Raw genomic sequence first — 26,017 nt, 5'->3', positions numbered from 1 at the left:
GATAGACGCGATGGCAAACGAATCGAACCGCGAAGAAGAAGCGGAAATTATTTATATTCCCGACGACGAGGGGAACGATGAAGCGTTCGAAGTGATCATGCGCTTCGAGCCGGACGACGGCACCGACCGCAAATACATGCTGCTCGTTCCCGCGGAGGACATCGAGGAAGAACAGGAAGTATACGCTTTCCGCTACGAAGAAGACGACGAAGGCGAAATCAAGCTGTACCCGATCGAGGATCAGGAAGAATGGGACATGGTCGAGGAGACGTTCAATACGCTTACGGCCGAGTTCGGAGACGACAACTAGGGACGCAGGTTCGTCCGTTGCGGGGGAAGATGGCAAATGGACAAAAGCGTTAGCGCGGAGCCTTCGCTCCGCGGCGTTTTCGGAGAAACGATCGAGCTGGACGGCGGCGGCATATACCGGATTTTGGCGGAGCTTTCGTTAGGCGGCAATGCCTATGCGGTCCTCCAGTCCGACGCGATGAAGAAGGACGGAGAGATCGAAGTGTTCCGGGTCACGGCGAACGCGAAGGGCGAGCCGGAACTGGAAACGGTCGAGGACGACGACGAGTGGGAGTCCGTCGCCGAAGCGTACGACGATTTGCAGTTCGGCGGTGACGAGCGGCCCTGAAGGCAAGAAGGGACGTCGACAGAACGCAATCCAAAGAGCGGGCGACCGCTCTTTTGCATGATTAGATGGTTTGGTGTCGGGCAGGAGGGAAGGCAATGGCCAAGGACAACGACGATAACGCAACCGGGTGGAAAGCGTTTTTTCCCGGGGAACAATGGGAAAAGCCGAGCGAGGAGCCGCCCGAACGGCCGAAGCAGGCTGCAGGCGAGCCGGAGGGTCGATTGCGGGATGCCGCCGCCGGACCGGAGGAGGAACGGCCGCTCGATGTCGGGTATCCGCGGGAATTTCCGTCGACCGATGCCGAGCTCGGCAAGCGGAAAAAATCCGGAGACCCGGGAAATCGGCGCGCGACGGAGGCCAAGTCCGAAGGGAAAGCCCCGGAGAAGCGCCGCCGCAAGCCTCGCCCGGCCTTGTGGTCGTTTTTTATCGCGCTGGGGATCGTGCTCGTATCGGGAGGGGCGGTTCTGTTTTACATCTGGAACGGCTTGCGTCCGACCGCCGCGAAGGATCCCGTTCGCTTTACGATCGAAAGAGGGAGCAGCGCGGACGAGGTAGCCGCCGTGCTGGAAACGAACGGACTGATCCGCAACGCTTTTTTGTTCGATTACTGGCTTAAGCTGAAGGACGAAGGCTCCCGCTTTCAAGCCGGCGAATACGAAATGGCCCCCGGAAGCACGCTGGAGGAAATCGTCGCCAAGCTTAACAGCGGCGATACGGTTGCGGCCGAGACGATTCGGTTTACGATTCCGGAAGGGTTTACGGTCGTGCAAATGGCCGACAAGCTTGCGGCGGAAGGGATCGCGGACAAGGACAAGTTTTTGGCCGCGCTGAACGATCCGTCGGCTCTGACCGGTTCCGTGTGGGTCAAGCAAATCCCGGACGACGACGATTTGCGTTATCCGCTGGAAGGCTACTTGTTCCCCGATACGTACGAACTGAAGAAGGGCAGCACGGAAATCGATATCGTCAACCGGATGCTGTCGGAGCTGGACCGGAAGCTGAACCAGCTTCCCGAAGACTGGCAAACGACGCTCGAAGAGCGAGAAATGACCGTTCACGAGCTGCTCACGCTCGCCTCCCTTATCGAACGCGAAGTGGTGCTCGACGAGGAACGGCCGATCGTGGCCAGCGTCATCGAGAACCGGATCGAAGAAAAGATGCCGCTTCAAATCGACGCGACGATTCAGTATTTGCTCGACAAACAGAAGGAAAATTTGACGGAGGCCGATTTGAAGGTCGACAGCCCTTATAATACGTACCAAAATGCCGGACTTCCGCCGGGGCCGATCGCAACGCCCGGTCTGAAATCGATCGAAGCGGTCCTGTATCCCGCGGAAACCGATTACTTTTATTACGTGACCAAAAAAGACGGCAGCAATCAGCATCTTTTCGCTTCGACGTACAGCCAGCATCTGAGAAACAAGGAGCAGAGCGAGCGAAACGTTCAACAATAGCGGCGCGATCTGCTGGCGCAAATGACAAGCTTCATACCAAGGGCCCGGCGCACTCGATCCGTCTCCTGACAAGAGACGGCATCGGCGTCGGGTCGTCATCATTCAAGGAGGTGAGCGGCCATTCTTCCAACTGTTGGGGAATTGCTCGTTTCGGCCGGATCGATCGATCAAATGAAGACCTATATTCAGGCGGGAGCGGACGCGGTGCTGATCGGCGAGGCGCGCTTCGGCATGAGATTGCCGGGAGATATCGGAGCCGACCGGTTGAAAGAAGCGGTAGCCGCGGCTCACGGGCTCGGGGCGAAAGCGTACGTGGCGATGAACAAGCTGTTCCGAAACGAGGAGCTTGTCCATCTTCCGGAGTATGTTCGGCTTGTCGCCGACGCCGGAGCCGACGCCGTCGTTTTCGGCGATCCGGCCGTGCTGCTCAACATTCGGGATCACGCTCCGGGCATGGCGCTTCACTGGAATGCGGAGATGACGGGGACCAATTCGGCGGCTGCCGCCTATTGGGGACGCAAAGGGGCGATCCGGGCCGTCCTCGCCCGCGAGCTGAACGAAGAGGAAATCGTCGATTTCAAGCGCCAATCGGCGCTCGAGGTGCAAGTTCAGGTTCACGGGGCGACGAATATTTATTATTCCCATCGCAATTTGCTTCAAAGCTATATGGATCATCTCGGCAAAGAAGCCCGCCTGGTCGATTTGGGGGGCGACCGCGGACTTTACCTGGTCGAAGTCGAGCGTCCGGAAGAGCATTTGCCCGTGTACGAAGACAGCAACGGCACGCACGTGATGAGCTCGGACGATATTTGCCTGCTCGAGGCATTGCCCGAACTGCTGTCCGCGGGCATCGACAGCTTGTATGTCGAATCTCTGCTCAAAACGGAACGATACAATGAAACGGCGATTCGGGTTTATCGGAAAGCGATCGACGCCTGGAAAGCGGATCCCGACGGCTATGCGTTCCACGAACGGGATTTGGATGCCATACGCGAGCTGCAGCCCGCGGATCGCGAGCTCAGCTTCGGATTTTTGTACAAGGAGCAGGTTTATTGACCCGAAGCATCGCGCAAAGGAGGAATGAACGATGAACGGCACATTGCAAGCGGTCGGCAGGACAGCGGGAAAAGGCAAACGCCATCGGCTTGCCAAGCCCGAGCTGCTGGCTCCGGCGGGCAGTTTGGAAAAGCTTAAATTCGCCGTCCGCTACGGCGCGGACGCCGTCTATATCGGCGGCCAAAAGTACGGCCTGCGTTCCAACGCCGACAACTTCAGCATCGAAGAGATGCGGGAGGGGGTCGAATTCGCTTCCCGCTACGGGGCGAAGGTGTTCGTCGCCACAAATATATTCGCCCACCAGGAAGATTTGCCCGGAGTCGCCGATTATTTGAAGGAGCTGGAGGATGCGGGCATCGCGGCAATCATCGCGGCCGACCCCGCCATCGTCGAAACGGCGCTTCGAAAGACGCCGGGCCTGGAAGTGCATTTGAGCACCCAGCAGTCGACGATGAATTGGCAGGCGGTCCGTTTTTGGAAAGAGGAAGGACTGCCGCGCGTCGTTTTGGCGCGGGAAACGACGATGGACGAAATTCGCGAGATCAAGGACCGCGTCGACATCGAGATCGAAGTTTTCATTCACGGAGCGATGTGCTCGTCCGTATCGGGCCGCTGCGTGCTGTCCAATCACTTCACCGATCGCGACTCCAATCGGGGCGGATGCTGCCAATCGTGCCGGTGGAAGTACGATTTGCGCTCGGGCGAAGGGGCGTACGCGGAGCCGGGCGACCAGCTTTTCACGATGGGAAGCAAAGATTTGGCCATGATCGGGAATTTGCCGGACTTGATCGAAGCGGGCGTCGACAGTTTCAAAATCGAAGGCCGGATGAAGAGCATCCACTACGTCGCTTCGGTCGTCAATGCTTATCGTCAGGCCATCGATGCTTATATGGCCGACCCGGAGGGCTATTCGCTTGCGCCCGAGTGGGTCGGCGACATCGGCAAGGCGGCGAACCGGCCGCTCAGCACCGGCTTTTTCTACAGCACGCCGGGAGCGAACGAGCATATTTACGAGCCGCAGGAGAAGCCGGCGCCGTACGATTTTGCCGCCGTCGTCACGGACTACAATCCTTCGACAGGAATCGCCGTCGTTCAACAGAGGAGTCCGTTCAAGCCGGGAATGGAAGTCGAATTTTTCGGCCCGGGCGGCCGCAGCTTTACCCAGAAGGTCGGAGAGATTAGCGACGATCAGGGAAATCGGTTGGATGTCGCCCGGCATCCGCTGCAGACTATCCGGCTTAAGACGGATTTTCCGGTGGAGCCGTGGGACATTATGCGCAAAAAGATTTTGTAACAACTTCCAATGGAATTTGTGGAAACGAACAAAAAAAGCAAAAATGAGAAGCGAATGAGAGGATTCTAATCTGACTTGTCGAAAATACTCTAGTAAAGTCATTCATTGCCATAAGGGGGCAGATGAAGAACTTACCTGAGTAGGCGGCAAGTCCTTTTTTTGTTTTTATTTTCGTCACTATTAGCCGGAGGGTGTTACTTCAGATGAAAAAGACGTGGCGCGATCGCATGAAAGATGTCGATTTGAAGAAAGGCTCGGGCAACGTGGGCAAGTATGCGCGGTATTTAGGAAAAAGCCTGAAAAACACGAGGTTCGTTTCTCCGTTTCGTTCCGTAGGCATGAAGCTGTTCCTAATTATTTTTTGCGGCATTTTGGCTTGCGTCGTGGCTCTCGGCATGATTTCCTATACGCAAGCGCGCAAAGTAATTGAGACCAAAGTCGCAGAATCCACGATCGAGACGTCGGCGCAAACGGCCGGCCGCATGGATTTGCTTTTGAGCGGGTACGAACGCAAGACGATGGAGTTTCTTTCGGATGCGGAATTTACGACCCTGCTGTCGAGCGCGATCAGCGCGACGGACGATTACGAGAGGTTCGACAGCCAGCGAAACCTGACGAACAAGCTTTCGTCCGTCATGCTTTCGGACTCGATGCTGGCGGGCATTTATTTGATTCCGTCCGACCCGAACATGGAAGTAATGGGATCGGCCTCGTCCGGAGGGCTGCCTAACGTTTCGGAAAATATGCCTGCCTTCGTAACCCAAATGGTCGAGGCTTCCGGCAAAGTCGTTTGGGTGCCCACGATGCCGAAGGGCGTATCCGGCAATATGAGCAGCGGGACGATCGCGGTCGGACGCGCCATGATGAGCGTGAACAGCAACAATCCGTATGTGCTGGTGATCGAGGTCCACATTTCGGCGCTGGACGATATGCTGGAGACGGTCGATTTCGGGGACGGCAGTTCGACCTATATCGTCGCGCCGGACGGCACGATCGTTTACTCCCCCGTCAAGGAAGAAATGGGCACGGCGTACGGTTATGAGCTTCCGGCAAGCGGCAGCTCCAGCAATTTCAAATTGGACAAAAAGGAATACTTGACCGTCGGGGCGGACTCGACGGCCAACGGGTGGAAGGTCGTCGGCAATATGCCGATCGAAACCTTGACGAAGGATGCCGGAGTGATTGCCAGGGTGACCTGGATCGTCGGATCGTTATCCGCCTTGATCGCGGGCGCGATCGGCTGGTTTATCGTCTGGTCGATCGGCAGACCGCTCGGCCAGCTTCGCAACTTGATGAACGAAGGCGAACGCGGCAATTTGACGGTTCGTTCGAATATTCGTTCGAAGGATGAAATCGGGCAGGTTGCGGACAGCTTCAATCGCATGATGGAAAATATTACAAACCTGGTCATGAAGACGACCGAATCGGCGGCGGAAGTGCTCGCGACGGCCGCCTCCCTGGGCGACGCTTCGCGCAAGACGGCCGGAGCCGCCAAGGAGATCGCGATCGCAACCGAAGAAATCGCGAGCGGCGCGACCAACCTCGCCGTCGAATCGGAGCGCGGCAGCGAGATGACCGGAGAAATCGGCAACCAGGTGCAGCTCGTCATCGCCTCCAATACGGAAATGGGCCGTTCCGCCGCCGAAGTCGAGGAAGCGGGCCGGAGAGGTACCGATTATATGGCCGGGTTGATCCAGAAAACGGGGCAAACCGAAGAGATGACCCGTTCGATGGTGGAGAAAGTGGACAAGCTGCAGGACAGCACCCGCTCGATCCGGAAAATTCTCGACGTGCTGGGCAATTTGACCAAGCAGACGAATATTTTGTCGCTTAACGCAACGATCGAGGCGGCGCGGGCCGGCGCGGCGGGCAAAGGCTTCATGGTCGTCGCCGACGAAATCCACAAGCTTGCGGATCAATCGCGGCAATCGATCGGCGTCGTCGGCGAAGTGGTCGAAACGATTCAGAATGAAATCGAAGAGACCGTCTCGGTTTTGTCGGAAGCCTATCCGCTGTTTAAACAGCAGATCGAATCGGTGCGCGAAGCGACGGAAATTTTCCACAACGTTCAGGAGCAGATGAACCTGTTCGCGGAACGGTTGGATTCGGCCACGCAATCGGTCGGACGACTGGAGGAAGCGCAATCGACCTTGTCGCTCGCGATGACGAACGTCAGCGCGGTCGCCCAGCAATCCTCCGCCACGTCGGAGGAGGTCGCGTCGCTCAGCAACGAGCAGTTGAACATCAGCGAAGGGCTCGTTCAGCTGTCCAGCCGGCTGGAGGCCGTATCGGTGCAGCTGCGGGAGTCTCTTTCGAAATTTACGGTTCAATAATGAAACGGTTAGTCGAAAAAAGGTCGTACGGACTGCGGTCCGTCCGGCCTTTTTTTCTACGGCCGACCAATTAACTAACAAGGATTTACAAGGCCTCTGTCGAAGTAGTAATGAGCTATTTGAGGGAGGTCTTTCTTCATGCCATTACCAAAAAATCGAATCGTGCCCGAGGAAACCCTTTATTTCGTGCGGAAATTGAGACTTGCCCAGATTGCGGTAGAAAATTGAAACGTCACCATACCGCGTGGAAGAAGAACATCTCCACGCTCAGCGGCGTTTTTCAGGTTTGGAACATGGCTTATCATTGCCCTCATGAAGAGTGCGGGAACTTAACTAGATATTTCAGATCTGCTCGGGCAGTTGCCCGTTGCATGAAGCACACGTCATACGGATTTGAGCAAAGTCTGTGAGTTAATTGGTCAGCCGTAGTTTTTTTAGTATGAAAAGATTGTTTGCATTCATCTTCGTACGAATGTGCCAAGCAAGCTTGGGGGCAGGCGCGACGCTCGGATAGCGTAAAATAGTGTTCCGTCGCCGACTTCCTTATCCATCCCCATCGGAAGCCGGCTTGACCTTCCGCGGAACCAGTTGAGCTGTGAGTGCCCATCTGCGCTGGTTAACCGGATGCAGCCGGGGGCAGATGGGTAAAAAATACTCAACTGGCCCGGTTAACCGAATGCGGTAGGGGTCAGATGGGTAAAAAATACTCAACTGGTTACTCATCTCAGCCGATAGACCGCATATAGCCGCACTCCGTTAGGTGACCATGGCTCATCTCACTGCCTCCGCACGCCCGCTAATCCAGATAAGCCGAGGCTCCTCATCTGAACCTGCCATACCGAACTTTCCAGGAAATAACGACTCTAGCGATATTTCGCCCAAAACCTCACATATTCATGATCCCCGGGGGTTCTGTCTATCAAGGACGCCGTCCTGCGTTTTCTTATCAAAGACTCCCGCCGATTCAGCCGGGAGTTCACGAAAGCAATCGCCGCGATTCGTCATTTCGACGTTTTTCCGCCCGCCCTTCGTGTTGGACGAATAAAATCCGGCAATAATGGTTACTATCCAACATCCAAAACGGAGGTAACGCGGGTTGAAAGCGTCAAGTCGGCTCAGACTGGTTAAAGTATTGCTGCTGTTTGCCATCTTGTTCGGCATCGCGGAAGCGAGACTTGCGTGGGTGCAGCTCGGCATCGGCGGCAAAAAGCAAGCGCATGCCGTCTTGCAGCGGCAAGCCGCTTTGCAGCATGCGGATGAGCTTGTGCTCGACAACGGGAGGGGGCATTTTCTGGACCGCAACGGCGTTATGCTGACCGGGAAAACCGTCCGCGCGCTGGCGGCTTTTCCCGCGCAAGGCATGCCGAGAGGAACGGAGAAAGAGCTGGGCGAGCTGTCGGACATATTAGGCGCGGATCGCGATCGGCTGGCCGAATGGCTCGACGAACTGCGGACGGCCGACGTGTGGCGCGCGGAAGGGGGGAAACAGGCGTACTCGTTAAGCGAGGAGCAAGCCGCCCGAATCCGGAGCCTCGATTTGTCCGGGATCGCCGTTCTGCCTTACCGCAACCGCTATCCGGACGATGCGGCTTTCGACCCGCTGCAGGCGATCGGGTACGTCTCCCAGGATCCGTCGCATCTTCGGGAAACGTACGGCAAGCGCCTCGCCGACCTGCGCATAAACGAAACCGATCCGATCGGCGGAGCGGGTCTCGAGCATTCTCTGGACCGGCTGCTTCGCGGGACCGGACCGACGAAGGCGATGCAGTTGACCGACGGGGCGCGAAGGCCCTTGAAGGGGCTTGGAATCCACGTCGCATCGCCGGATAATGCCCATTATCCGCTGCAGGTCAAAACGACGATCGATGCCGGTATGCAGCGGGCGGTTACGGAAGTGCTGGACAAGCACGGCATTCGAAGAGGAGCGGTCGTCGTGCTCGATGCGGGAAATGCGGACGTTCTGGCGATGGTCTCCTTGCCGGCATTCGATCCCGGGCGCATCGGAGCGGCCGGAACCGACGAACGGAACCATGCGCTCCTCGCGGTCGCGCCGGGCTCGATCTTCAAAACCGTTACGCTGGCGGCCGCATTGGAGGCCGGCATTACCGACGTAACGGAACGCTTTTATTGCGACGGAACGTACGGCCGCTACGGCCTGAAATGCTGGCACGAGGGGGGGCATGGTTTGCTTACGCTGGAGGAAGCGTTCGCGGAATCGTGCAACGTCGTTTTTGCGGCGCTTGCCGAGCGCCTCGATCCGGCGCTGCTGCAAAGCACGGCCGACAAGCTGGGCATCGGCCGCCAAGTCGGCTGGAGCGCGGAACGTTTCGTCGACGGACAGCCGCTGCGGCTGCTGCCCGAAGAGCAGGCGGGGGCCGTCTTTGCCGATCTGGAGGCGGCAAAGGACGGCGGCGTCCGCACCGGATCCGGAATCGGCCAACGGGACGTGCGGGTGACGCCGCTGCAGGCGGCCAATTTAGCGGTGACGCTGCTGCACGGGGGCAAGGTGCTCGCCCCCCGGATCGTCAGCGAAATCCGCTATGCGGACGGCGGACGGATGGCCCGGCTGCATCCGCAAACGGCTTCGTCCGCTCATGGGAAAATCGGGCCGGATACGGCCGCGTTCGTGCGCAAGGCGATGGAATCCGTCGTCGCGAAAGGGACGGCGGCCTCCGCTTTGAAAACGTCCGTCTGGCCGCTTGCGGGCAAGTCGGGCACCGCCGAGCTGGCGGGCCGGGATGCGGGTTCGAACCATCACTGGTTCATCGGCTACGGGCCGGCGAAAGGAAAAGCCCGATTCGCGGTATCCGTCCTGCTCGAGAAGGAGCCGGCCGGTTTGCGCAATCGGGCGGGGGCCGTATTCGGCGACATTATGGAAGCGTTGCGGCTGCTGGAGGAGGGCCGAAACCGTAAGGATCAGCCCGCTACGGCTGTTCCTTCTGCGGGGGCTGAAGCGGGGAAACGGTGAATTCCTCTTTCGGCAGCCGGATCCATTGCTGCAAATATCCTTGATCGTAAAGCGCCTTGAGCAAAATGATCAGAATCGGCGCCAGAATCAGGCCGGCCACCCCGAACAGCGACATCGAAACGAGCATGGCCGCCAGCATCGTGAACGCCGAAACCCCGACCGTGTTGCCGGTGATTTTCGGTTCGAGCATTTGGCGCGTCAGCGTGACGGCGGCCAGCAGAACGGTCAGCCATATGGCGAGGGTCGTATCCCCCACAATGAACAAATACAAAATCCAGGGGATGAACAGCGCGCTTACGCCAAGCAGAGGCAGCACGTCGAACAGGCCGGCGAGCAGGGCGAGGGCGAACGCGTTTTTGACGCCGAGCAGCAGCAGCGAAATAAAAATGACGATAAACGTGACGCTGATCAGCTTGGCCTGCGCCGAAAAATAAGCGCCGATGCCTTTAAACACGTTTTCCCGCAGAAAAGCGAAGGCGGTCTTGAGCGTTTTGGGCGAACGGTCCGAAGCGATCCGGCGCCACCAATCGATTTCGACGCTCAAAAAATAGGCGAGAATGATCGCCATGACGAAGTTGAAAATAAACGCGGAGAAGGAAGAAAGAAACGAAACGAGCCAGTTCAGGAACGAAGTCGCCACGTTCGTGCCGAACTTCGTTACGGTGTCGACCGCTTCCTGCGCTCTTTGCGTAATGTCGGGCGGAAGCCGGTCGATATGCTGCTTCAAGTATTCGACGATTTGGCCGACTTGACCGGTCAATACTCTTTGGTAATAGGGCAGCTTTTCGCTCAATTGGCTGATCTGGGAGTAAAAAATAAAGCCGAGGCCCGCCAGCACCGCCAGCACGATCAGCGAAAACAGGAGAATGCTGATGCCGGACGCGATCGATTTGCGGATGCCGATGCGGTTCAGGCGTTTGGCGAGCGGCTCGATGCATATAAAGACGAGCAAGGATAAAAATACGGGCGTGGCGATGCTGTACAAATAGCTGAATATGTACATCGTAAGCCATACGGTCAGCGCGACGACGCCGATATCGAATGCGGTGCGCCAGTATTTCTGGTACAAATGAAACATGCATTTCCCACCCTCGGATGAAATAGGATCGTATTACGACTTATTTTACATGATTCCAAAAAAGATGCCTACAACGATGCTAAATGTTAAATACGTATGATAAAATATAAGGTGGCATCATTCGTGTTTAAACTATCCGGCAAGTTGGTGGGAAGTCATGGACAGAATCCTGTGGTGGGTGTTTTATTACTTTACGATTTATGCGTTTTTGCCGGGCTTCGTAAGCCGCACGTTCGGGCTGCGCGCCTTCCGGCGCGGCCGGACCGAGCGCGAGGTTTCGCTTACGTTCGATGACGGTCCCGATCCGAAGTATACGCCGCAATTGCTCGATTTGCTCCGGGAGCACGGCGCGAAAGCGACATTTTTCGTCGTCGGGGCTCACGCGGAAAAGTATCCCGAACTCGTCAAGCGCATTTATGACGAAGGTCACGATCTCGGCATCCATAATTACGTCCACAAAAGCAACTGGGTCATGCGCCCGAGGACGGTCAAGCGGCACGTCCAGCGGACGTCGGACATTTTAGAGGGCATCACCGGAGCGAAACCGCGATTTTATCGCCCGCCTTGGGGAATCATCAATATTTTCGATTTTGTCAGGCGCGGTTCGCTGCAAATCGTACTGTGGACTTCGATGTTCGGCGACTGGAAAGTGAAGGTCGGAGCGGACAACCTCTACGCGAAAATGAAGGAAAAGCTAGGTCCCGGACAGGTGTTTCTGCTGCACGACCGAGGAGATACGCTCGGCGCCGATCCCGGCGCTCCGGCAAATACGATCGAAGCGGTTCGGCGCATTCTGGAAGACGGCCGCAAGCTTGGGTTGCGGTTCGTCGGCATCGGGGAGATGATGGAATTGACCGAACGGTTCAAAGCGGCAAAACGCAGCGGCAGGTCGGTCTCGGCAAGGGAGAACGGCGCGTCCCGCGACGAAACTGCAGCGGCGTCGAGCGGCGTTTCCAAGCCTCGCACGGGTCCGTTCAAACGGGCGGTCGTTGCGGTTTGGCTACTATGGGAAAAGCTGTTCCGCATTGTGTTTCGGCTTCGTCCGGTGGGCGATCGCGCCTTCATGCACTACCGCATTCGCAAGTACGGCGGTCCGGATTTGCAGCTTAAAGATTCGTCCTGGCTGCGCCGCGGCGACGTCGTCATGGAAATGCATTTCGACAACGCCAAAATGTACGAGCTCGGGATGAATTCCCGCTCCGCGCTGCAAATCGCCATCAAGCTGATCCGGGAGACGGAGCATGCGCTTCCCGACTTTGCGCGGGAAGCGGAGCAGCTGCCCGACGGGCATCGAATTCGGGCGCTGTACGGCGTGACGATGGTGAACCGGGGAGCCGAAGGGCTCGGCTTCGAAACGTACGAGCTTCCCCCGGGACTGTTCGCCGCTTCGACCAATTGGTATTTGCGATTGATGATGCGCATCATTCGGCCGGACGGGGGAAAAAGAGGGATGGACAACATCTCTCCGCGAGCCGTCATCATGACGCGGGAGCGGTTGGCCCGATGGCGGGACGACTCGGTTCCGGTTCGCCCGGCTATCCGGACCAAGCAGGCAAGCGAACGGGCGGAGCATGCGGAATTCGAGGAGGAACCGCTGCACAGTCCGGTGGGCTGAAACGATTGAAAACGAAAGAAGGGCTTTCCCGCGGAATCGCTTCGACCCGCGGGAAAGCCCTTTTGCGCGATGCGCGCATAGAACCGGATTAAATTTTCATGACGCCGCCGTTGCTGGCGTTGGTGACCATCGCGGAGTAACGGGCGAGGTAGCCGCGTTTGATTTTCGGCTCGAAGCCTTTCCATTCCGCGCGCCGGCGATCCATTTCCTCGTCGCTCACTTCAAGCGTGATCGTACGGTTGTTCAGATCGAGCTCGATCATGTCGCCGTCGCGCACGAAGGCGATCGGACCGCCTTCGGCTGCCTCCGGGGAGACGTGGCCGACGGCAATGCCGCGCGAAGCTCCGGAAAACCGTCCGTCGGTGATGAGGCCGACTTTCGTGCCGAGGCCCATGCCGACGATTTGCGAAGTGGGAGCGAGCATTTCCGGCATGCCGGGACCGCCTTTCGGCCCTTCGTAGCGGATGACGACGACATGGCCTTCCTTCACTTTGCCTTCGGCGAGACCTTTCAGCACTTCGTCTTGCGAATCGAAGCAGATGGCCGGGCCGCGGTGGTAGCCGCCGACGGATTTGTCTACGGCCCCGACTTTAATGATGGAGCCGCCCGGCGCCAAGTTTCCGAACAGAACGGACAGGCCGCCTTCCTTGCTGTGCGGATCTTCGATCGAGCGAATGACGGCAGGGTTGGCGATTGCGGCTCCCTCCACATTTTCTCTCAACGTCTTGCCGGAGACCGTCAGCACGTCGCCCTTCAGCGCGCCTTCCTTGCGGAACAGCTCGTTGATGATGGCGCTCACGCCGCCCGCTTCGTGCAAGTCTTCGATATGGTGATCGGATGCCGGCGCGAGCTTCGACAGGTACGGCACGCGCTTGGCCACTTCGTTGATGCGCTCGATCGGGTAATCGATGCCCGCTTCGTGGGCGAGGGCAAGCGTATGAAGCACGGTATTGGTCGATCCGCCCATCGCCATGTCCAAAGCGAACGCGTTGTCGATCGAATCTTTCGTCACGATGTCGAGCGGCTTGATGTCCTGCTTAATCAGCTCCATGAGCTGTTTCGCGGACTTCTTGACAAATTCGCGGCGCTCGGGCGCCACGGCCAGGATGGTGCCGTTGCCGGGAAGCGCAAGGCCGAGCACTTCGGCCAGGCAGTTCATCGAGTTGGCGGTAAACATGCCGGAACACGAGCCGCAGGTCGGACAGCCGTATTGTTCGAGCTCGGTCAAGCTTTTTTCGTCGATTTTGCCGGTCATGTAGGCGCCGACGCCTTCGAAGACGCTCGTCAGCGAAATGGCCCGCCCGTCGCTCGTGCGGCCGGCTTTCATCGGGCCGCCGCTGACGAAAATCGTCGGAATGTTGATCCGGAGAGCGGCCATCATCATTCCGGGAGTGATCTTGTCGCAGTTCGGAATGCACACCATGCCGTCGAACCAGTGCGCGTTGACGACCGTCTCGATCGAATCCGCGATGATTTCGCGGCTTGCCAGCGAATACCGCATGCCGATGTGGCCCATCGCGATGCCGTCGTCCACGCCGATCGTGTTGAACTCGAACGGCACGCCGCCCGCTTCGCGGATCGCTTCTTTGACGATTTTGCCGAACTCCTGCAAGTGCACGTGGCCGGGAACGATATCGATATAGGAGTTGCACACCGCGATAAACGGTTTGCCGAAATCTTCTTCCTTGACGCCGGCGGCGCGCAGCAAACTGCGATGCGGTGCGCGGTCGAAGCCTTTTTTGATCATGTCGGACCGCATTTTTTTCGATGCCATTATGAAAATCCCCCAATCTTGTGTTGAGAACTGCTGTGCTCCAGATAAGAATAATTCTATCATACATCTTATCTTATTCGCTATAAAGGTATTGCTGTAACTTGCTGCATGTTCATGCTCGGACGGATGTCGCATGATGTCGAAATAGGAAAAAAGTAGGAAATCTGTTTCAGATTGCGATTTTTTTAGATAAAATATTCTCATATCGCCAGGAAATAGTATAATAGGATGACAGTGGTTGATATTCGAAGCGCGGAGGGGTAGGCCATCCATGGCACAGTTGTACACTCTCTTTTTTTCCCTCGTCGAAACGATGGGAGCGACCGCGATCATTTTGACGCTCTTCCGCTACAAATTGACGAGCTATTTGCTCCCGGCGATCGCCGTCAATCTGTTGATGGCCTTTCAGGGGCTCGTGCTCGGAGGGGATTACCCGATTTCCGATTACACGCCGCTGATCAATATTATTTTGCTGAGCGTATTCATTTGCAAAATCGTCCGGGTTCCGATGATCTGGTCGTTCGTCGTCAGCGTATCCGGCTACATGGTGTCCGTTGTCGTGCAAGCGGGGCTCGTCGTCTTGTCCGGGTATCCGCTCGCGCAGCTGCAGTCGGACTCCGGCAAAATTTACGCGATTCAAACCGCCACCAACGCTTTGCTGATGATCGCTTCCTATGTCCTGTACAAGCGCGGCATCGGCTTGTCGTTTCAGTTCAAGCGGCTGAGCTTCAAGTCCGAGCGGGCGTTCGTTCTCTTTTTGATCGTCGGCATGACGATCGCCTTCGGCATTCTTCTCCGATACAGAGCGGTATACATGGACATTATTTGCCTCGTGCTCGCCCTTCTCGTGTTCGCCTTTTACCTTTTGAAGAAGGAGTCGAAGTGGAATGATTGACCAGCTCGCTTCGAGGATGGCCGTCGCGATCAAGCGGTCGGCGGCAGATCATCCGGCCAGCGTGGACGTGCTAACGTTTTCGCTGATCGCGATTTTGAACGGATTGTCTATCGTTCTCCTCACGATGGCGGTGTCGCTCGCGACGGGCAAGCCGGGAGAAGCGGCCGCGGCGCTTGTCGGCTACGCGCTGCTCCGGCAAATGTCCGGCGGCATCCATCTGAAGTCCGGCGACCTTTGCGTCGTCGTATCGGTTTTGGCGCTAACGGCCATGTCGTTCGCCCGGTTCGACGATTCGGCGGTCATCGGCCTTACGGCCGCGGCCGCTTTTCTGGCCCTCATTTTTTCGCCGTCCCGGATCGACGGACAAACCCGGATTCCCCGCAAATACTACCCGCTTCTTAAAGTTTTGTCCGTCTTGACGGTCGCGTCCAACTTCCTGTTCATGTCCTCCGTGCTCGCCGTCGCGTTTCTGGTGCAGTGCCTCACGTTAATCAGAGGAAGGGGGTGAATTCATATGCAAAAACGTTTTTTCCATGCCATCGCGTCCGCGCTTGGCGTCGTAGCGGTTGCTGTCGTGTCCACGGCATGCCTGTGGTATTTCCATCAGCCGAAAGTGCCGCAAGAACTTCTGAAGTAACCGGATTCGGGGGATGGCGATGATTCTCTCTGTTTCCAAAGATCCGGAGGCGGCTTCGGGGTTCCATGAGCTTCCAGTCGAAGAGATTCTGTTCATCGAAGCTCCGAAACTGAAAGACATGGTCAGTTTTCATACGCTGACCGACAGATTTTATGCGCCGGGTACGCTCAGATATTGGGCGGAAGGATTGAGGGCTTCCGGATTGGATTTTGCCATGGTCGATCGAACGAACGCCATCCATCTGACGAAAGTCATGCACGTCGACCGCCGTTACCGCATCGCTTATTTTGACGAAAGGAAGTCCAAGTCCTGCACCATTTCCATCAGCAACGTGAGCAAAGTGCTCCAATATCTGAGCGTATGATCGAATGAGGCTGCCATGACCGGCAGCCTGTTTTTGTATTTTAGTCATAAAACACAAAAAAACGACGGCAATAAACATGACATGCCTCATTTACTTCTGGATTTTGGCACCCTATAATAAAGAAAATAACGGAGGTGATATTACATGAACCTCACGGAAAGGGAGAAGGAAAAGTTGTTGATCACCGTTGCGGCCGATCTGGCGCAGCGGAGATTAAGCCGGGGCGTGAAGCTCAATTACCCCGAATGCGTGGCGTTGATTACTTCCGCCATCATGGAAGGAGCCCGCGACGGAAAAACGGTGGCGGAATTAATGGCCTACGGCCGCACGCTGCTTACGCGCGATCAGGTGATGGAGGGCGTGGCGGAGATGATCCACGAGGTCCAGGTCGAGGCGACGTTTCCGGACGGAACGAAACTGGTGACGGTGCATCATCCGATTCCATAACACAAGGGGGCCTATTGATCATGATACCTGGAGAAATCCGGCCGGCCGCCGGCGAGCTGGAACTGAACGCGGGACGCCGGAAGGTCGAGCTGACGGTGGTCAACAACGGCGACAGGCCGGTGCAGGTCGGATCGCATTTTCATTTTTTCGAGGTGAACCGGGCGCTTTCCTTTTCGCGGGAAACGGCGTTCGGCATGCGGCTGGACATCCCGGCCGGAACGGCGGTCCGGTTTGAGCCCGGTGAGGAAAAACCGGTCGTCCTGACCGAGCTTGGGGGAGCCAGGCTGTCGTACGGGTTGAACGGGCTGACGAACGGCTCGGCCGAAGGCGGCATGCCGGCGGATGTCGCGGAGCGGCTTGCCCGTTGGCATGCATTGGACAAGGGGGAAGCCTGATGCGCATGGATCGCGGAAGCTACGCCGGCATGTTCGGGCCGACGACGGGAGACGCCGTCAGGCTCGCGGACACCGAATTGTGGGCCGTCATCGAAAAGGATCACACCGTGTACGGCGACGAAGCCAAGTTCGGCGGCGGCAAAGTCATACGGGACGGAATGGGGCAGTCGAGCCGGGCCGTTCGGGACGAAGGCGTGCTGGACACGCTGATCACCAACGCGGTCGTCATCGACTATACCGGAATTTACAAAGCCGATATCGGCATGAAGGACGGGCGGATCGTCGGCATCGGCAAGGCGGGAAATCCCGACATCATGGACGGCGTCGACGCGAATATGGTCGTCGGGGCTAGCACCGAGGTGATCGCGGGCGAAGGAAAAATCGTGACGGCCGGAGGCATCGACACGCACATTCATTTTATCGCGCCGCAGCAGATCGAAACGGCGCTGTCTTCCGGCGTCACGACGATGATCGGCGGCGGAACGGGACCCGCGACGGGAACGAACGCGACGACGTGCACCCCCGGCGCCTGGCACCTCCGGCGGATGCTGGAAGCGGCCGAAGCGTTCCCGATGAATGTGGGCTTTCTCGGGAAGGGCAACGCCTCGACGCTGCCGCCGCTGATCGAGCAAATCGAAGCGGGAGCGATCGGGCTGAAGCTCCACGAGGACTGGGGCACGACGCCGGCGGCGATCGACGCCTGCCTGACCGCGGCCGACAAGTACGACGTCCAGGTGGCGATACATACCGATACGTTGAACGAGGCCGGGTTCGTGGAGGATACGCTCCGCGCGATCGGCGGCCGCACGATTCATACGTATCATACGGAAGGTGCCGGCGGCGGCCATGCGCCGGATATTATCCGGGCGGCGGCCGAGCCGAACGTCATTCCTTCCTCGACGAATCCGACGCGGCCGTTTACGGTCAATACGATCGAAGAGCATCTGGATATGCTGATGGTTTGCCATCATCTGGACAGCCGCATCCCCGAGGACGTCGCCTTTGCCGATTCGCGCATTCGTCCCCAGACGATCGCGGCCGAAGATATTTTGCACGATTTGGGAGCGTTCAGCATTATCAGCTCCGATTCCCAGGCGATGGGGCGCGTTGGCGAGGTCGTCATCCGCACCTGGCAGACGGCGGACAAAATGAAAAAGCAGCGCGGCCCGCTCGCGGGCGACGACGCGAACGGGGACAACCACCGGATCAAACGCTACGTGGCCAAATATACGATCAATCCGGCGATCGCGCACGGCATTTCGCATTTGGTCGGATCGGTGGAAGTCGGCAAATGGGCGGACCTCGTGCTGTGGACGCCGGCCTTTTTCGGCGTGAAGCCGGACATGGTGCTGAAGGGAGGCAGCATTGCCTTCGCCCAAATGGGCGATCCGAACGCCTCCATTCCGACGCCCCAGCCCGTCTTCGGCCGGCCGATGTTTGCCGCTTACGGCCGCTCGCTTGCGCAAAGCTCGATCACGTTCGTCTCTCAGGCGGCTTACGACAGCGGAATCGCGGAGCGGCTCGGATTGGCGAAAAAAATCGAACCGGTGCGCGGCTGCCGCAACATCGGCAAGAAGGATATGATTTTCAACGACGCGACGCCGGCGATCGAGGTCGATCCGGAAACGTACCGGGTGACGGTGGACGGGGAACTGGCCGTCTGCGAGCCGGCAACGGAGCTGCCGATGGCCCAAAGGTATTTTTTGTTTTAGCGGTTCGTACCCGCGTGCAGCGATTGCATATGAGCAGCGGCGGCTCGTTTTCGCAAGCAGCGGATGCAAATAGGCAACGGTTCGTTTCCGCATGCAACCCGGCGCGCTGAACCGGCTGACGGATCCCAAGCGCGCTAACGGATGTCAGAGACTCTGTTTCGTCGAAATTCGGGTAAAGCCTGCACATTCGCATGAATTTCACCCTTTGGCGCTTGTTCTTGGATGAGAATTCGATGGAGGTGAGCAAGTCATGACTGCCAAAACAGGCGGCCCCGTTTCCCAGGAGCCGTACAACTGGCTGTCGCTGCAACTGCTGCTCGACTCCGCGCTGCCGATCGGCAGCTTCGCCCATTCCTACGGGCTGGAAACGCTCGTGCAGGAAAATGTCGTCCGCGACGGGGCGGAACTGCGGCAATATTTGGAGGGCATGCTACTGCACAGCTGGGCGACCGGCGATTTGATGGTCGTCAAGGCCGTTTATGCCGATGAGGCTTACAGCGGAGGAGGCCGGGACCCGGCGCGAGCCGGCGCCGCGGCGGCCCAAACCGGCCACGCGGCCAGCGTGCCAGGCAGCGTCCATTCGGCGCACGCTGGTGCATCGGCGGCCCTTCCCGGCGGCTCGCGCCCGTCCGCCGACGATGTCGCGTACGCCGCCTCGATCGAGCGGCTCGTGCACGTTCAGCGGCTCGGGGCGGAAACGCGCGACGGGGTGGAGAAGACCGGACGGAGGCTGATGCGGCTTGCGCCCCATCTGTTCCCGTCCCTGCCGGTGGAGCGGCTTGCGGCCGACGTGCGCGCCGGCCGTTGCCTCGGCACTTATCCGTACGTTTTCGGATGGTTATGCCGGCATCTCGGCATTCCGCTCGATCGGGCGGCCGAAGGGTACTTGTACGCTTGCGCGTCGACCGGCGTCAATGCCGCGTTAAGGCTGATGCCGATGGGCCAACACGAAGCGCAAAAGCTGCTCGCTTCGTTGTTTCCCGTCATCTCGGAGGCTTGGGCCGACGTTCGCGATATGGATCCGGCGGACGCCTACGGCGCGATGCCGCAGGCGGAAATCGGCATGATCCGGCATGAGCGTCTGTATTCCCGCTTATTTATGTCGTAACGGAAATCGCAATCGAAAAATCGGAGGAGATCTTTTCATGACCAGAGGACAAGGACATTTGCATCACCGCGAATTTCGTTCGGAACGCGAACAACTTCGGTTTCACCGGCTCGGCCACGATCACGAGCATCCGGAATGGGAAACGCCGGCGCTGACCGGCGGACGCCCGCTTCGCATCGGCATCGGCGGCCCGGTAGGATCCGGCAAGACGAAGCTGGTGGAGCGGATTTCCGCCGCGCTCAAGGACGAGCTGGACCTCGCGGTCATCACGAACGACATTTATACGAAAGAAGACGCCCGGATTCTCGTGGACAGCGGCTGCCTGCCAATGGAGCGGATTATCGGCGTCGAGACCGGCGGCTGCCCGCACACGGCCATTCGCGAGGATGCTTCGATGAATTTCGAAGCGGTGGAGGAGCTGCAGGAACGGTTTCCGAATTTGGAGCTGATTTTGATCGAAAGCGGCGGAGACAACCTGGCGGCGGCGTTCAGCCCGGAGCTGGCGGATCGCTTCATTTATATCATCGACGTCGCCCAAGGCGAGAAAATCCCGCGCAAAGGCGGGCCCGGCATCAGCCGCTCCGACCTGCTCATCATCAACAAAACCGACCTGGCGCCTTTTGTGGGCGCAAGCTTGGACGTCATGAGGGATGATTCCGGAAAAATGCGCGGCGACAAGCCGTTCGTCTTTACGAATTTGTTCAGCGGCGAAGGTTTGGACGACGTCCTGAAGTGGGTGCGGCGGCAGGCGGAGGAACACGCCGCGGCGGTATGAGGCCGGGGGAGCATGCAAAGCTGCAGGTCCGCTCGCGCCTGAAAGCGAGGGCGGAGCTCGTTCGCGGCAAGCCCGCGCTTGCGGAAAGCTATCACGAAGCCCCGCTCAAAATCGCCAAAACGTTCCCGCTGCACGACGAGGCGGGCCCGCAGCTGGCCGTCGTTCATATGGACGTCTCTCCGGGGCTTATGGACGGCGACCGCTATGCGTACGACTGGCGTATCGGCGAGGGGGTGCGGTTATACGCGACCAATCAGGCGTACACGCGCGTGCACCCTTGCCCTTACGATGCGGCGAAAGTCGAGCAAAGATTCGTCCTGGAGCGGGATGCCGTGCTGGAGTGGCTGCCTGAACCGGTCATGCTGTACCGGGACGCCCACTACGAATGCGTTACGGAAGTGGATTTGAGCCCGGGCTCGATTTGCGTCATCGGCGAAGCGCTCGCGCCCGGCCGGATTTCCCGCGGCGAACGGTTCGCTTTTCGATGCAGCGATACGAAGCTGGCCGTCCGTCATAACGGCGAGCTTATCCATTATCAACGCCAGCGCCTGCTGCCGGACAAGATGTCGCTGGCGGCGCCCGGCAGCTTCGGCTCCTATACGCATCTGGCTTCGCTGTACGTTTTTTCGGATAAAATCGGGCCCGAGCTGGCAGATCGGCTCGCCGGCGTAATGGAGGAAAGCTGTCCGGAAGGCGTCGTCTGGAGCGTCGCAAGAACGGCCAAGCTGGGCGTTGTCGCGATGCTGGCGGGGAACCGGGGCTGGCAGCTTCAACGGCTGCTGACGCTCGCTTGGGACGAAACGCGCCGGCAGCTCCTCTCCGCGCCGCCGCTCCGGCTGATCGGTCACGCCTGACGAGGAAGGCCTTACGGGCCGACTGCCGCAATATCGCGCGCGTCGGCCCGCAAGGCCTTTTTGTCGTGTTCGATCGTCAGCCCTTGTCGGGAAAAAGCCCGGCGAGGCCCGCGAACGGAAGATTTTCGTAGTGATCGGTTTTGTAGACGATTTCGGATTCCAGCTTCGCCTCGTCCGACAGCTTGTTGCGGCGGAATTGGAGGCGGTCGAACAGCTTCACCAAAATGCGGGCGGTATTGACCGCGTCGTCCAGCGCACGGTGATGGGAGCCGACGAACGGGATTTCCAGCATCTCCAGCGCGTTTTTTAGGCCCATTTGCTGATGCTTCTCGAGCTTGAACGTTTTGGACAGCATTTTTTGCAAATTGTTATGGTTGACGATCCAGTCCGTCGGAATTTGATGGGTTCGGCATTCGTTCACAAGCTGCCGGTGATCGTCGGGACCCCAGGCGCACAGGAAGTATTCGCCGTCGCCGATCCAATCGGCGAATGCGGACACGACTTCGGCCAGCGTGCCGGATCCGTCTACGTCTTCCTGCTTGATGCCGGTAAACGAAGTGGTGTCCTCGGTCAATTTCGGCACGATCACCGGCCGGACAAACGATTGAAACGTATCGACGATGACCGGCGCTCCGTCCGCGATTCCGACTTTGGCCGCGCCGATTTCGATAATTTCCGCGACTTGGCCTTTTTTGCGACGGACGGTCATTTCCAAATCATATACGATATAAGTCAAGTGGGCACACCTCTGAAAAATTCGGTCAATGGGATTCTATACTTCGTTATTATAGTTCCCGCGGCCTTATTTGTCATGGGATTCGGATTTTTTGCTATAATGGGCGCATGAACACGATTACGTTATTATATGTGGAAGACGACCCGGAGATCGGCGCGCTCGTGAAACGCCATTTGCAGGAAAAGGGATTCGAGGTAAGGTGGCTGCGCAGCGGCGAAGAAGCGCTTGCCGAGGCGGAAGGCTGCCGGCTGGCCGTTCTCGACGTCATGCTGCCGGGCCTGGACGGCTTCACGGTCGGCCAACGGCTGAAAAAGCAAATGCCCGGCCTGCCGATTTTGCTGCTGACGGCCCGCACGTCGATCGAGGACAAGCTGCAAGGGCTGGAATTCGCCGACGATTATTTGACCAAGCCGTTTCACCCGGAAGAATTGGAGGCGAGAATTAAAGTTCTGCTCCGGAGGCACGGCTCGCACGCTTCCGAGCCGGTCGCGATCAAGCATTTGCTGTTTTTCGAAAACGAAAACCGGCTCGTCGACCGCGACAGCGGGGAAGAGCTGACGCTGACCGGCAAACAGTTTCAAATTTTCACCTATATGGTGCGGCATTTGGGGCAAATTTTGACGAAAGAGCAAATCTTCGAAGCCGTTTGGGGGGAAACGTATCTGGAAGGCGACAAAACGCTGATGGTCCATATCCGTTATTTGCGCGAAAAGATCGAGCGAGATCCCGCCGCGCCGGAAGTCATCGAAACGGTTCGCGGCATCGGCTACAGGGTGAGGGCATGAAGCCGGTTGAAGCGGGAAACGCGGACAAGTCCGAAAAGCCGGCCTTTCTCGGCTCGCTGTTGTTCCGCTACATGATGATCGTCGTGCTGGCGCTCTTTTTTATTCCCGCCGTGCTTGTCGCGGTTTCGGTTTTTTATGCCGTCGTCAACGGCCCGGTGCAGCCGGAGCTGAAATACGGAAATTCGCAGCAGGTGAAGTCGGACTGGGACGCGGAAGCGGGCAAGCTCGACGCCTCGAACCCGGAAATCGTGAACGAGCGGCTGCGGGAATTGAAGCTGCGGTATGAAGACGCGTCCATGTTCTGGGTGGACGGGACCGGCCGGACGAGGCTGCAATTGCCCGAGCAAGCCGGTTTGCCGCTTTCGTGGACGGCGGACGACACGGTCCGCTTCATGAAGCAAAGCGTGAACGGCGATCCGTATACGGTCGTGTCGTTTCTCGGCGCGGACGGGGCGGGTCCCGGATTTATGGTGCTGCAGCTGCCGAGAACGTTCCTGCGGGCCGATTCGCCCGTCGATATGATGGCTCCGACGTTTTTCGGGCTCGTCCTGCTCATTTTCCTCGTTTTCGTCCTGCTGTCGTGGCTGTTTTTCCGGAACATTCGCCAAAGGCTTCTTCGGCTGCAGTCCGCCATGACGGCAACGGACGGAGACGGCATCCCGGTTCCGATCGTTTTGTCGAAGCGGGACGAAATCGGCAAGCTGGAGCAGGCGTTCAACGGGATGGCGGAACGTCTGCGCGTCGGCAGAGAGCGGGAACGCGAGGAGGAGAAGCTTCGCAAACAGCTGATCGGCAGCTTATCGCACGATTTGCGAACCCCGCTGACCGTCATGCGCAGCCACGTGCATTTGCTCGGACGCGAGGCGCTCAGCCTGCAAGGAGAAGAATCGGTCCGCCAGCTGGAGGCGAAGACGGAACGGCTGGGCGGCCTGATCGACAACCTGTTCGCCTATACGCTTATGACCAGCGGCAAATACCCGCTCAAGCTCGAAGTCTGCGATATCGCCCGGCTCGTTCGGCAAGGCGCGGCGACCTGGTATCCGTTATGGGAAAAAGAAGGGATCGAGCCCGAGGTCGATTTGCCCGAAGTCCCGATCCGATGGGAAGTGGACAAGGAAGGCTTCCTCCGCATTCTGGACAATCTGTTCCAAAACGTCGTCCGCCACGCCCGTTCGGGCGGATGGATCGGCATTTCCGCCCGAACGCTCGATTCGGGAGCGTTCGCTCTCGTCATTTCCGACCGGGGCCCCGGAATGAGCGCGATTTCGGCCGCCAAGGGCGGAGGCATCGGGCTGGCGATCGTTGACTACTTGCTGCGGGAGATGAAGTTGTCGTCGCGGGTCGAATCGGGCGAAACGGGAACCCGAATCGCCATTTGGCCGCGCGATATGCAGCTTTAACCGTTTTTTAAACTCCGGGCGCTCCTTGTTTTAACCTCCGCGAGCTATGATGGCTTACGAGGTGAACGAGATGAGCGAATGGATGATTCAAACGAAAGACCTTAGCAAGACGTACAAAGGCCGCGCGGCGGTCGACCGCCTTCATTTGAACATAGCGCGGGGCGACATTTACGGGTTTCTCGGACCGAACGGCGCGGGCAAAACGACGACGATCCGCATGCTGCTTGGGCTGATCAAGCCGACGAAAGGCAGCGTGGAAATTTTCGGCAGGCCGCTTGAACGGGACAAGCTGAATATCCTGCGCAAAGTCGGCTCGCTGGTCGAGTATCCTTCCTACTACGGACATTTGACCGCCGTCGAAAACCTGGAGGCGATCCGCCGGATATTGGACGCGCCCAAGTCGCGCATCGCGCAGGTGCTGGAAACGGTCGGCCTGACGAAAGAGGCCAAACGTCCGGTCAAAGGCTTCTCGCTTGGCATGAAGCAGCGGCTCGGAATTGCCGCCGCCTTGATCGGCGATCCGGAGCTGCTCATTCTGGACGAGCCGACGAACGGGCTGGACCCGTCGGGCATATTGGAAATTCGCGAGCTGATCAAAGGGATGCCGAAGCAATACGGCATTACCGTGCTCGTTTCCAGCCACTTGCTCAGCGAGGTGGAGCAAATGGCGGGCACGGTCGGCATTATCCGCCAGGGCAAGATGGTGTTCCAGGACACGATCGAGTCCCTGCGCCGGCAATCGGAAGGCTCGATCTCGGTTGCCGTGTCCGAGCCGGAGGAGGCGCTGCTTGCCCTGCTCCGGATGGGATATCAGGGGGCGCTGGAGCAAGGGCGCATTCGGCTCGAAGGCGCCGACGACGAAAGCGTGGCGCGCATCGTCAAGGAACTGGTGCAGCGGAACCACGCGATCTACCGGATCGAAGAAAAGCGGCAGTCGCTCGAGGAGCTGTTTTTGCAAATCGTCGGAGAGGGGCTGCGGGCATGATGGGTCGCGTGCTTTCCGCCGAATTGCTCAAAATCCGCAAAAAGGGCTTGTGGCTGCTCGCATTTTGCGGCCCGGTCGGCCTCGTTGCGCTGCAGGCGCTCAATTTCGGCATTCGGTACGATTATTTGACGAAGGAATACGCGGCCGATCTTTGGGGCGGACTCGTCGGAAACATCGTGCCGTTTATTCCCGTGACCGTCCTGGCCGGCATTACGCTGATTTGCTCGCTCCTTGCGAACGTGGAGCATCAGACCGGCGCCTGGAAGCAGCTGCTGGCTTTGCCGGTTCCGAGGCGAACGGTGTTCGCGGCCAAATTCGCGGTATCGTCGCTGCTGCTCGGCTTTTCCTGCGGCGTGCTTGCCCTGTCGACCGTCGCCCTCGGCGTCGCGCTCCGTTTCGGCTGGGACTTCCCGGCCGCCGACATTTTGCGCTTCAGCTTTCTGCCTTTTCTGGCCTCGCTGCCGTTTCTCGCGCTCCTGCTTTGGCTTTCCATCGTCTTGCGCAATCAGACGCTTCCGGTGACGCTCGGGATGGTGTCCGGCGTTTGCTCCTTGTTTACCGGCAACCTGTCGGAGTTCGCGCCGATCAACTGGCCAATGTTCGCTGCCGGACCGGCGCCGGTCATGCGGATCGCCGTCGGGGGAGGCTTGCTGCTCGGAACGGTCGTTTACTTGATCGGCTCGGCGCATTTCAACCGGAAGGATGTGAGCTGACG

General features: G+C 58.5%; 25 protein-coding genes. 22 read left to right on the top strand and 3 right to left on the bottom strand.

What is annotated here, in order from left to right; genetic code table 11:
- Window positions 1–10: 10 nt before the first annotated feature.
- From B7E11_RS27525 to B7E11_RS27495, 7 genes are all read left to right on the top strand, one after another.
- On the top strand, window positions 11–310 hold the full coding sequence (locus B7E11_RS27525; RefSeq protein WP_080840627.1) for a DUF1292 domain-containing protein: 300 nt from the start codon (window positions 11–13) through the stop codon (window positions 308–310).
- Window positions 311–346: 36 nt separating this feature from the next.
- Window positions 347–637: a DUF1292 domain-containing protein gene (locus tag B7E11_RS27520; protein WP_080840626.1), complete on the top strand. Its 291-nt coding sequence runs from the start codon at window positions 347–349 to the stop codon at window positions 635–637.
- A gap of 410 nt (window positions 638–1,047) precedes the next feature.
- The gene (gene mltG, locus B7E11_RS27515; RefSeq protein WP_080841062.1) at window positions 1,048–2,091 is read left to right on the top strand and encodes an endolytic transglycosylase MltG; all 1,044 of its coding nucleotides are present in this window, start codon (window positions 1,048–1,050) and stop codon (window positions 2,089–2,091) included.
- 171 nt (window positions 2,092–2,262) lie between these two features.
- Window positions 2,263–3,147 (top strand): peptidase U32 family protein, encoded by an 885-nt coding sequence (locus tag B7E11_RS27510; RefSeq protein WP_080841060.1) that lies wholly within the window; start codon window positions 2,263–2,265, stop codon window positions 3,145–3,147.
- A 31-nt stretch (window positions 3,148–3,178) separates the two neighbouring features.
- Window positions 3,179–4,441 carry a peptidase U32 family protein gene (locus tag B7E11_RS27505; RefSeq protein ID WP_080840625.1) on the top strand — a complete coding sequence of 421 codons (1,263 nt, stop codon included), beginning with the start codon at window positions 3,179–3,181 and terminating at the stop codon, window positions 4,439–4,441.
- A 203-nt stretch (window positions 4,442–4,644) separates the two neighbouring features.
- Window positions 4,645–6,774, top strand: coding sequence for a methyl-accepting chemotaxis protein (locus B7E11_RS27500; protein ID WP_245809835.1), 2,130 nt, complete (start codon window positions 4,645–4,647; stop codon window positions 6,772–6,774).
- A gap of 1,096 nt (window positions 6,775–7,870) precedes the next feature.
- Complete coding sequence (locus B7E11_RS27495) at window positions 7,871–9,742, top strand: peptidoglycan D,D-transpeptidase FtsI family protein (protein ID WP_080840624.1); 1,872 nt, start codon at window positions 7,871–7,873, stop codon at window positions 9,740–9,742.
- Here the strand turns inward: B7E11_RS27495 and ytvI are convergent.
- Window positions 9,699–10,820 (bottom strand): sporulation integral membrane protein YtvI, encoded by a 1,122-nt coding sequence (ytvI, locus tag B7E11_RS27490; RefSeq protein ID WP_080840623.1) that lies wholly within the window; start codon window positions 10,818–10,820, stop codon window positions 9,699–9,701. The genes B7E11_RS27495 and ytvI overlap by 44 nt on opposite strands.
- A gap of 157 nt (window positions 10,821–10,977) precedes the next feature.
- Between ytvI and B7E11_RS27485 the strand changes: the two genes are divergently transcribed.
- Window positions 10,978–12,435 carry a polysaccharide deacetylase family protein gene (locus B7E11_RS27485; protein ID WP_080840622.1) on the top strand — a complete coding sequence of 486 codons (1,458 nt, stop codon included), beginning with the start codon at window positions 10,978–10,980 and terminating at the stop codon, window positions 12,433–12,435.
- An 88-nt stretch (window positions 12,436–12,523) separates the two neighbouring features.
- Here B7E11_RS27485 and ilvD read toward each other — a convergent pair whose 3' ends face one another.
- Entirely contained in the window at window positions 12,524–14,209 is a 1,686-nt protein-coding gene (gene ilvD / locus B7E11_RS27480; RefSeq protein ID WP_080840621.1) for a dihydroxy-acid dehydratase, read from the bottom strand.
- 271 nt (window positions 14,210–14,480) lie between these two features.
- Between ilvD and B7E11_RS27475 the strand changes: the two genes are divergently transcribed.
- The 10 genes from B7E11_RS27475 (at window position 14,481) to B7E11_RS27430 (ending at window position 21,396) form a co-directional block, all read left to right on the top strand.
- Complete coding sequence (locus B7E11_RS27475; RefSeq protein ID WP_080840620.1) at window positions 14,481–15,104, top strand: hypothetical protein; 624 nt, start codon at window positions 14,481–14,483, stop codon at window positions 15,102–15,104.
- On the top strand, window positions 15,097–15,612 hold the full coding sequence (locus B7E11_RS27470) for an accessory gene regulator B family protein (RefSeq protein ID WP_080840619.1): 516 nt from the start codon (window positions 15,097–15,099) through the stop codon (window positions 15,610–15,612). The genes B7E11_RS27475 and B7E11_RS27470 overlap by 8 nt, the downstream gene beginning before the upstream one ends.
- 6 nt (window positions 15,613–15,618) lie before the next feature.
- The gene (locus B7E11_RS27465) at window positions 15,619–15,741 is read left to right on the top strand and encodes a cyclic lactone autoinducer peptide (RefSeq protein ID WP_080840618.1); all 123 of its coding nucleotides are present in this window, start codon (window positions 15,619–15,621) and stop codon (window positions 15,739–15,741) included.
- Window positions 15,742–15,760: 19 nt separating this feature from the next.
- The gene (locus B7E11_RS27460; protein WP_080840617.1) at window positions 15,761–16,105 is read left to right on the top strand and encodes a LytTR family transcriptional regulator DNA-binding domain-containing protein; all 345 of its coding nucleotides are present in this window, start codon (window positions 15,761–15,763) and stop codon (window positions 16,103–16,105) included.
- A gap of 144 nt (window positions 16,106–16,249) precedes the next feature.
- Window positions 16,250–16,552, top strand: coding sequence for an urease subunit gamma (locus tag B7E11_RS27455; RefSeq protein WP_080840616.1), 303 nt, complete (start codon window positions 16,250–16,252; stop codon window positions 16,550–16,552).
- 20 nt (window positions 16,553–16,572) lie between these two features.
- Window positions 16,573–16,947, top strand: coding sequence for an urease subunit beta (locus tag B7E11_RS27450; protein ID WP_080840615.1), 375 nt, complete (start codon window positions 16,573–16,575; stop codon window positions 16,945–16,947).
- A gap of 5 nt (window positions 16,948–16,952) precedes the next feature.
- Window positions 16,953–18,659 (top strand): urease subunit alpha, encoded by a 1,707-nt coding sequence (ureC, locus tag B7E11_RS27445; protein WP_420830692.1) that lies wholly within the window; start codon window positions 16,953–16,955, stop codon window positions 18,657–18,659.
- A 250-nt stretch (window positions 18,660–18,909) separates the two neighbouring features.
- Window positions 18,910–19,767 (top strand): urease accessory protein UreF, encoded by an 858-nt coding sequence (locus B7E11_RS27440; RefSeq protein ID WP_080840613.1) that lies wholly within the window; start codon window positions 18,910–18,912, stop codon window positions 19,765–19,767.
- Window positions 19,768–19,804: 37 nt separating this feature from the next.
- Window positions 19,805–20,542 (top strand): urease accessory protein UreG, encoded by a 738-nt coding sequence (gene ureG, locus B7E11_RS27435; protein WP_080840612.1) that lies wholly within the window; start codon window positions 19,805–19,807, stop codon window positions 20,540–20,542.
- Window positions 20,539–21,396 (top strand): urease accessory protein UreD, encoded by an 858-nt coding sequence (locus B7E11_RS27430; protein WP_080840611.1) that lies wholly within the window; start codon window positions 20,539–20,541, stop codon window positions 21,394–21,396. Before ureG ends, B7E11_RS27430 begins: the two co-directional genes overlap by 4 nt.
- A gap of 76 nt (window positions 21,397–21,472) precedes the next feature.
- On the opposite strand, the gene B7E11_RS27425 is transcribed toward B7E11_RS27430, so the two are convergent.
- Window positions 21,473–22,132, bottom strand: a complete 660-nt coding sequence (locus B7E11_RS27425; RefSeq protein WP_080840610.1) for a 3'-5' exonuclease — start codon at window positions 22,130–22,132, stop codon at window positions 21,473–21,475.
- A gap of 107 nt (window positions 22,133–22,239) precedes the next feature.
- On the opposite strand from B7E11_RS27425, the gene B7E11_RS27420 reads away from it, so the two are divergent.
- The 4 genes from B7E11_RS27420 (at window position 22,240) to B7E11_RS27405 (ending at window position 26,015) form a co-directional block, all read left to right on the top strand.
- Window positions 22,240–22,917: a response regulator transcription factor gene (locus B7E11_RS27420; RefSeq protein ID WP_080840609.1), complete on the top strand. Its 678-nt coding sequence runs from the start codon at window positions 22,240–22,242 to the stop codon at window positions 22,915–22,917.
- Entirely contained in the window at window positions 22,914–24,317 is a 1,404-nt protein-coding gene (locus B7E11_RS27415; protein WP_080840608.1) for a HAMP domain-containing sensor histidine kinase, read from the top strand. The genes B7E11_RS27420 and B7E11_RS27415 overlap by 4 nt, the downstream gene beginning before the upstream one ends.
- Before the next feature lie 70 nt (window positions 24,318–24,387).
- Entirely contained in the window at window positions 24,388–25,302 is a 915-nt protein-coding gene (locus tag B7E11_RS27410) for an ABC transporter ATP-binding protein (RefSeq protein WP_080840607.1), read from the top strand.
- Window positions 25,299–26,015 carry an ABC transporter permease gene (locus B7E11_RS27405; RefSeq protein ID WP_080840606.1) on the top strand — a complete coding sequence of 239 codons (717 nt, stop codon included), beginning with the start codon at window positions 25,299–25,301 and terminating at the stop codon, window positions 26,013–26,015. The genes B7E11_RS27410 and B7E11_RS27405 overlap by 4 nt, the downstream gene beginning before the upstream one ends.
- The last annotated feature ends 2 nt before the right edge of the window (window positions 26,016–26,017 follow it).

The sequence above is a fragment of the Cohnella massiliensis genome (assembly GCF_900169535.1).
In the GTDB taxonomy this organism is placed as follows: domain Bacteria; phylum Bacillota; class Bacilli; order Paenibacillales; family Paenibacillaceae; genus Cohnella; species Cohnella algarum.
Note: the sequence above shows the minus strand (reverse complement) of the source record. Positions and strands in the feature narration are given on the sequence as shown.

Coding starts and splice junctions, on each gene's coding strand:
- B7E11_RS27455 (WP_080840616.1), top strand. CDS start 16,250: ATGAACCTCACGGAAAGGGAGAAGGAAAAGTTGTTGATCACCGTTGCG.
- B7E11_RS27415 (WP_080840608.1), top strand. CDS start 22,914: ATGAAGCCGGTTGAAGCGGGAAACGCGGACAAGTCCGAAAAGCCGGCC.
- ureG (WP_080840612.1), top strand. CDS start 19,805: ATGACCAGAGGACAAGGACATTTGCATCACCGCGAATTTCGTTCGGAA.
- B7E11_RS27505 (WP_080840625.1), top strand. CDS start 3,179: ATGAACGGCACATTGCAAGCGGTCGGCAGGACAGCGGGAAAAGGCAAA.
- ytvI (WP_080840623.1), bottom strand. CDS start 10,820: ATGTTTCATTTGTACCAGAAATACTGGCGCACCGCATTCGATATCGGC.
- B7E11_RS27510 (WP_080841060.1), top strand. CDS start 2,263: ATGAAGACCTATATTCAGGCGGGAGCGGACGCGGTGCTGATCGGCGAG.
- B7E11_RS27405 (WP_080840606.1), top strand. CDS start 25,299: ATGATGGGTCGCGTGCTTTCCGCCGAATTGCTCAAAATCCGCAAAAAG.
- B7E11_RS27525 (WP_080840627.1), top strand. CDS start 11: ATGGCAAACGAATCGAACCGCGAAGAAGAAGCGGAAATTATTTATATT.
- B7E11_RS27450 (WP_080840615.1), top strand. CDS start 16,573: ATGATACCTGGAGAAATCCGGCCGGCCGCCGGCGAGCTGGAACTGAAC.
- B7E11_RS27410 (WP_080840607.1), top strand. CDS start 24,388: ATGAGCGAATGGATGATTCAAACGAAAGACCTTAGCAAGACGTACAAA.
- B7E11_RS27485 (WP_080840622.1), top strand. CDS start 10,978: ATGGACAGAATCCTGTGGTGGGTGTTTTATTACTTTACGATTTATGCG.
- B7E11_RS27470 (WP_080840619.1), top strand. CDS start 15,097: ATGATTGACCAGCTCGCTTCGAGGATGGCCGTCGCGATCAAGCGGTCG.
- B7E11_RS27465 (WP_080840618.1), top strand. CDS start 15,619: ATGCAAAAACGTTTTTTCCATGCCATCGCGTCCGCGCTTGGCGTCGTA.
- B7E11_RS27475 (WP_080840620.1), top strand. CDS start 14,481: ATGGCACAGTTGTACACTCTCTTTTTTTCCCTCGTCGAAACGATGGGA.
- B7E11_RS27420 (WP_080840609.1), top strand. CDS start 22,240: ATGAACACGATTACGTTATTATATGTGGAAGACGACCCGGAGATCGGC.
- B7E11_RS27460 (WP_080840617.1), top strand. CDS start 15,761: ATGATTCTCTCTGTTTCCAAAGATCCGGAGGCGGCTTCGGGGTTCCAT.
- ureC (WP_420830692.1), top strand. CDS start 16,953: ATGGATCGCGGAAGCTACGCCGGCATGTTCGGGCCGACGACGGGAGAC.
- ilvD (WP_080840621.1), bottom strand. CDS start 14,209: ATGGCATCGAAAAAAATGCGGTCCGACATGATCAAAAAAGGCTTCGAC.
- B7E11_RS27520 (WP_080840626.1), top strand. CDS start 347: ATGGACAAAAGCGTTAGCGCGGAGCCTTCGCTCCGCGGCGTTTTCGGA.
- B7E11_RS27430 (WP_080840611.1), top strand. CDS start 20,539: ATGAGGCCGGGGGAGCATGCAAAGCTGCAGGTCCGCTCGCGCCTGAAA.
- B7E11_RS27440 (WP_080840613.1), top strand. CDS start 18,910: ATGACTGCCAAAACAGGCGGCCCCGTTTCCCAGGAGCCGTACAACTGG.
- B7E11_RS27500 (WP_245809835.1), top strand. CDS start 4,645: ATGAAAAAGACGTGGCGCGATCGCATGAAAGATGTCGATTTGAAGAAA.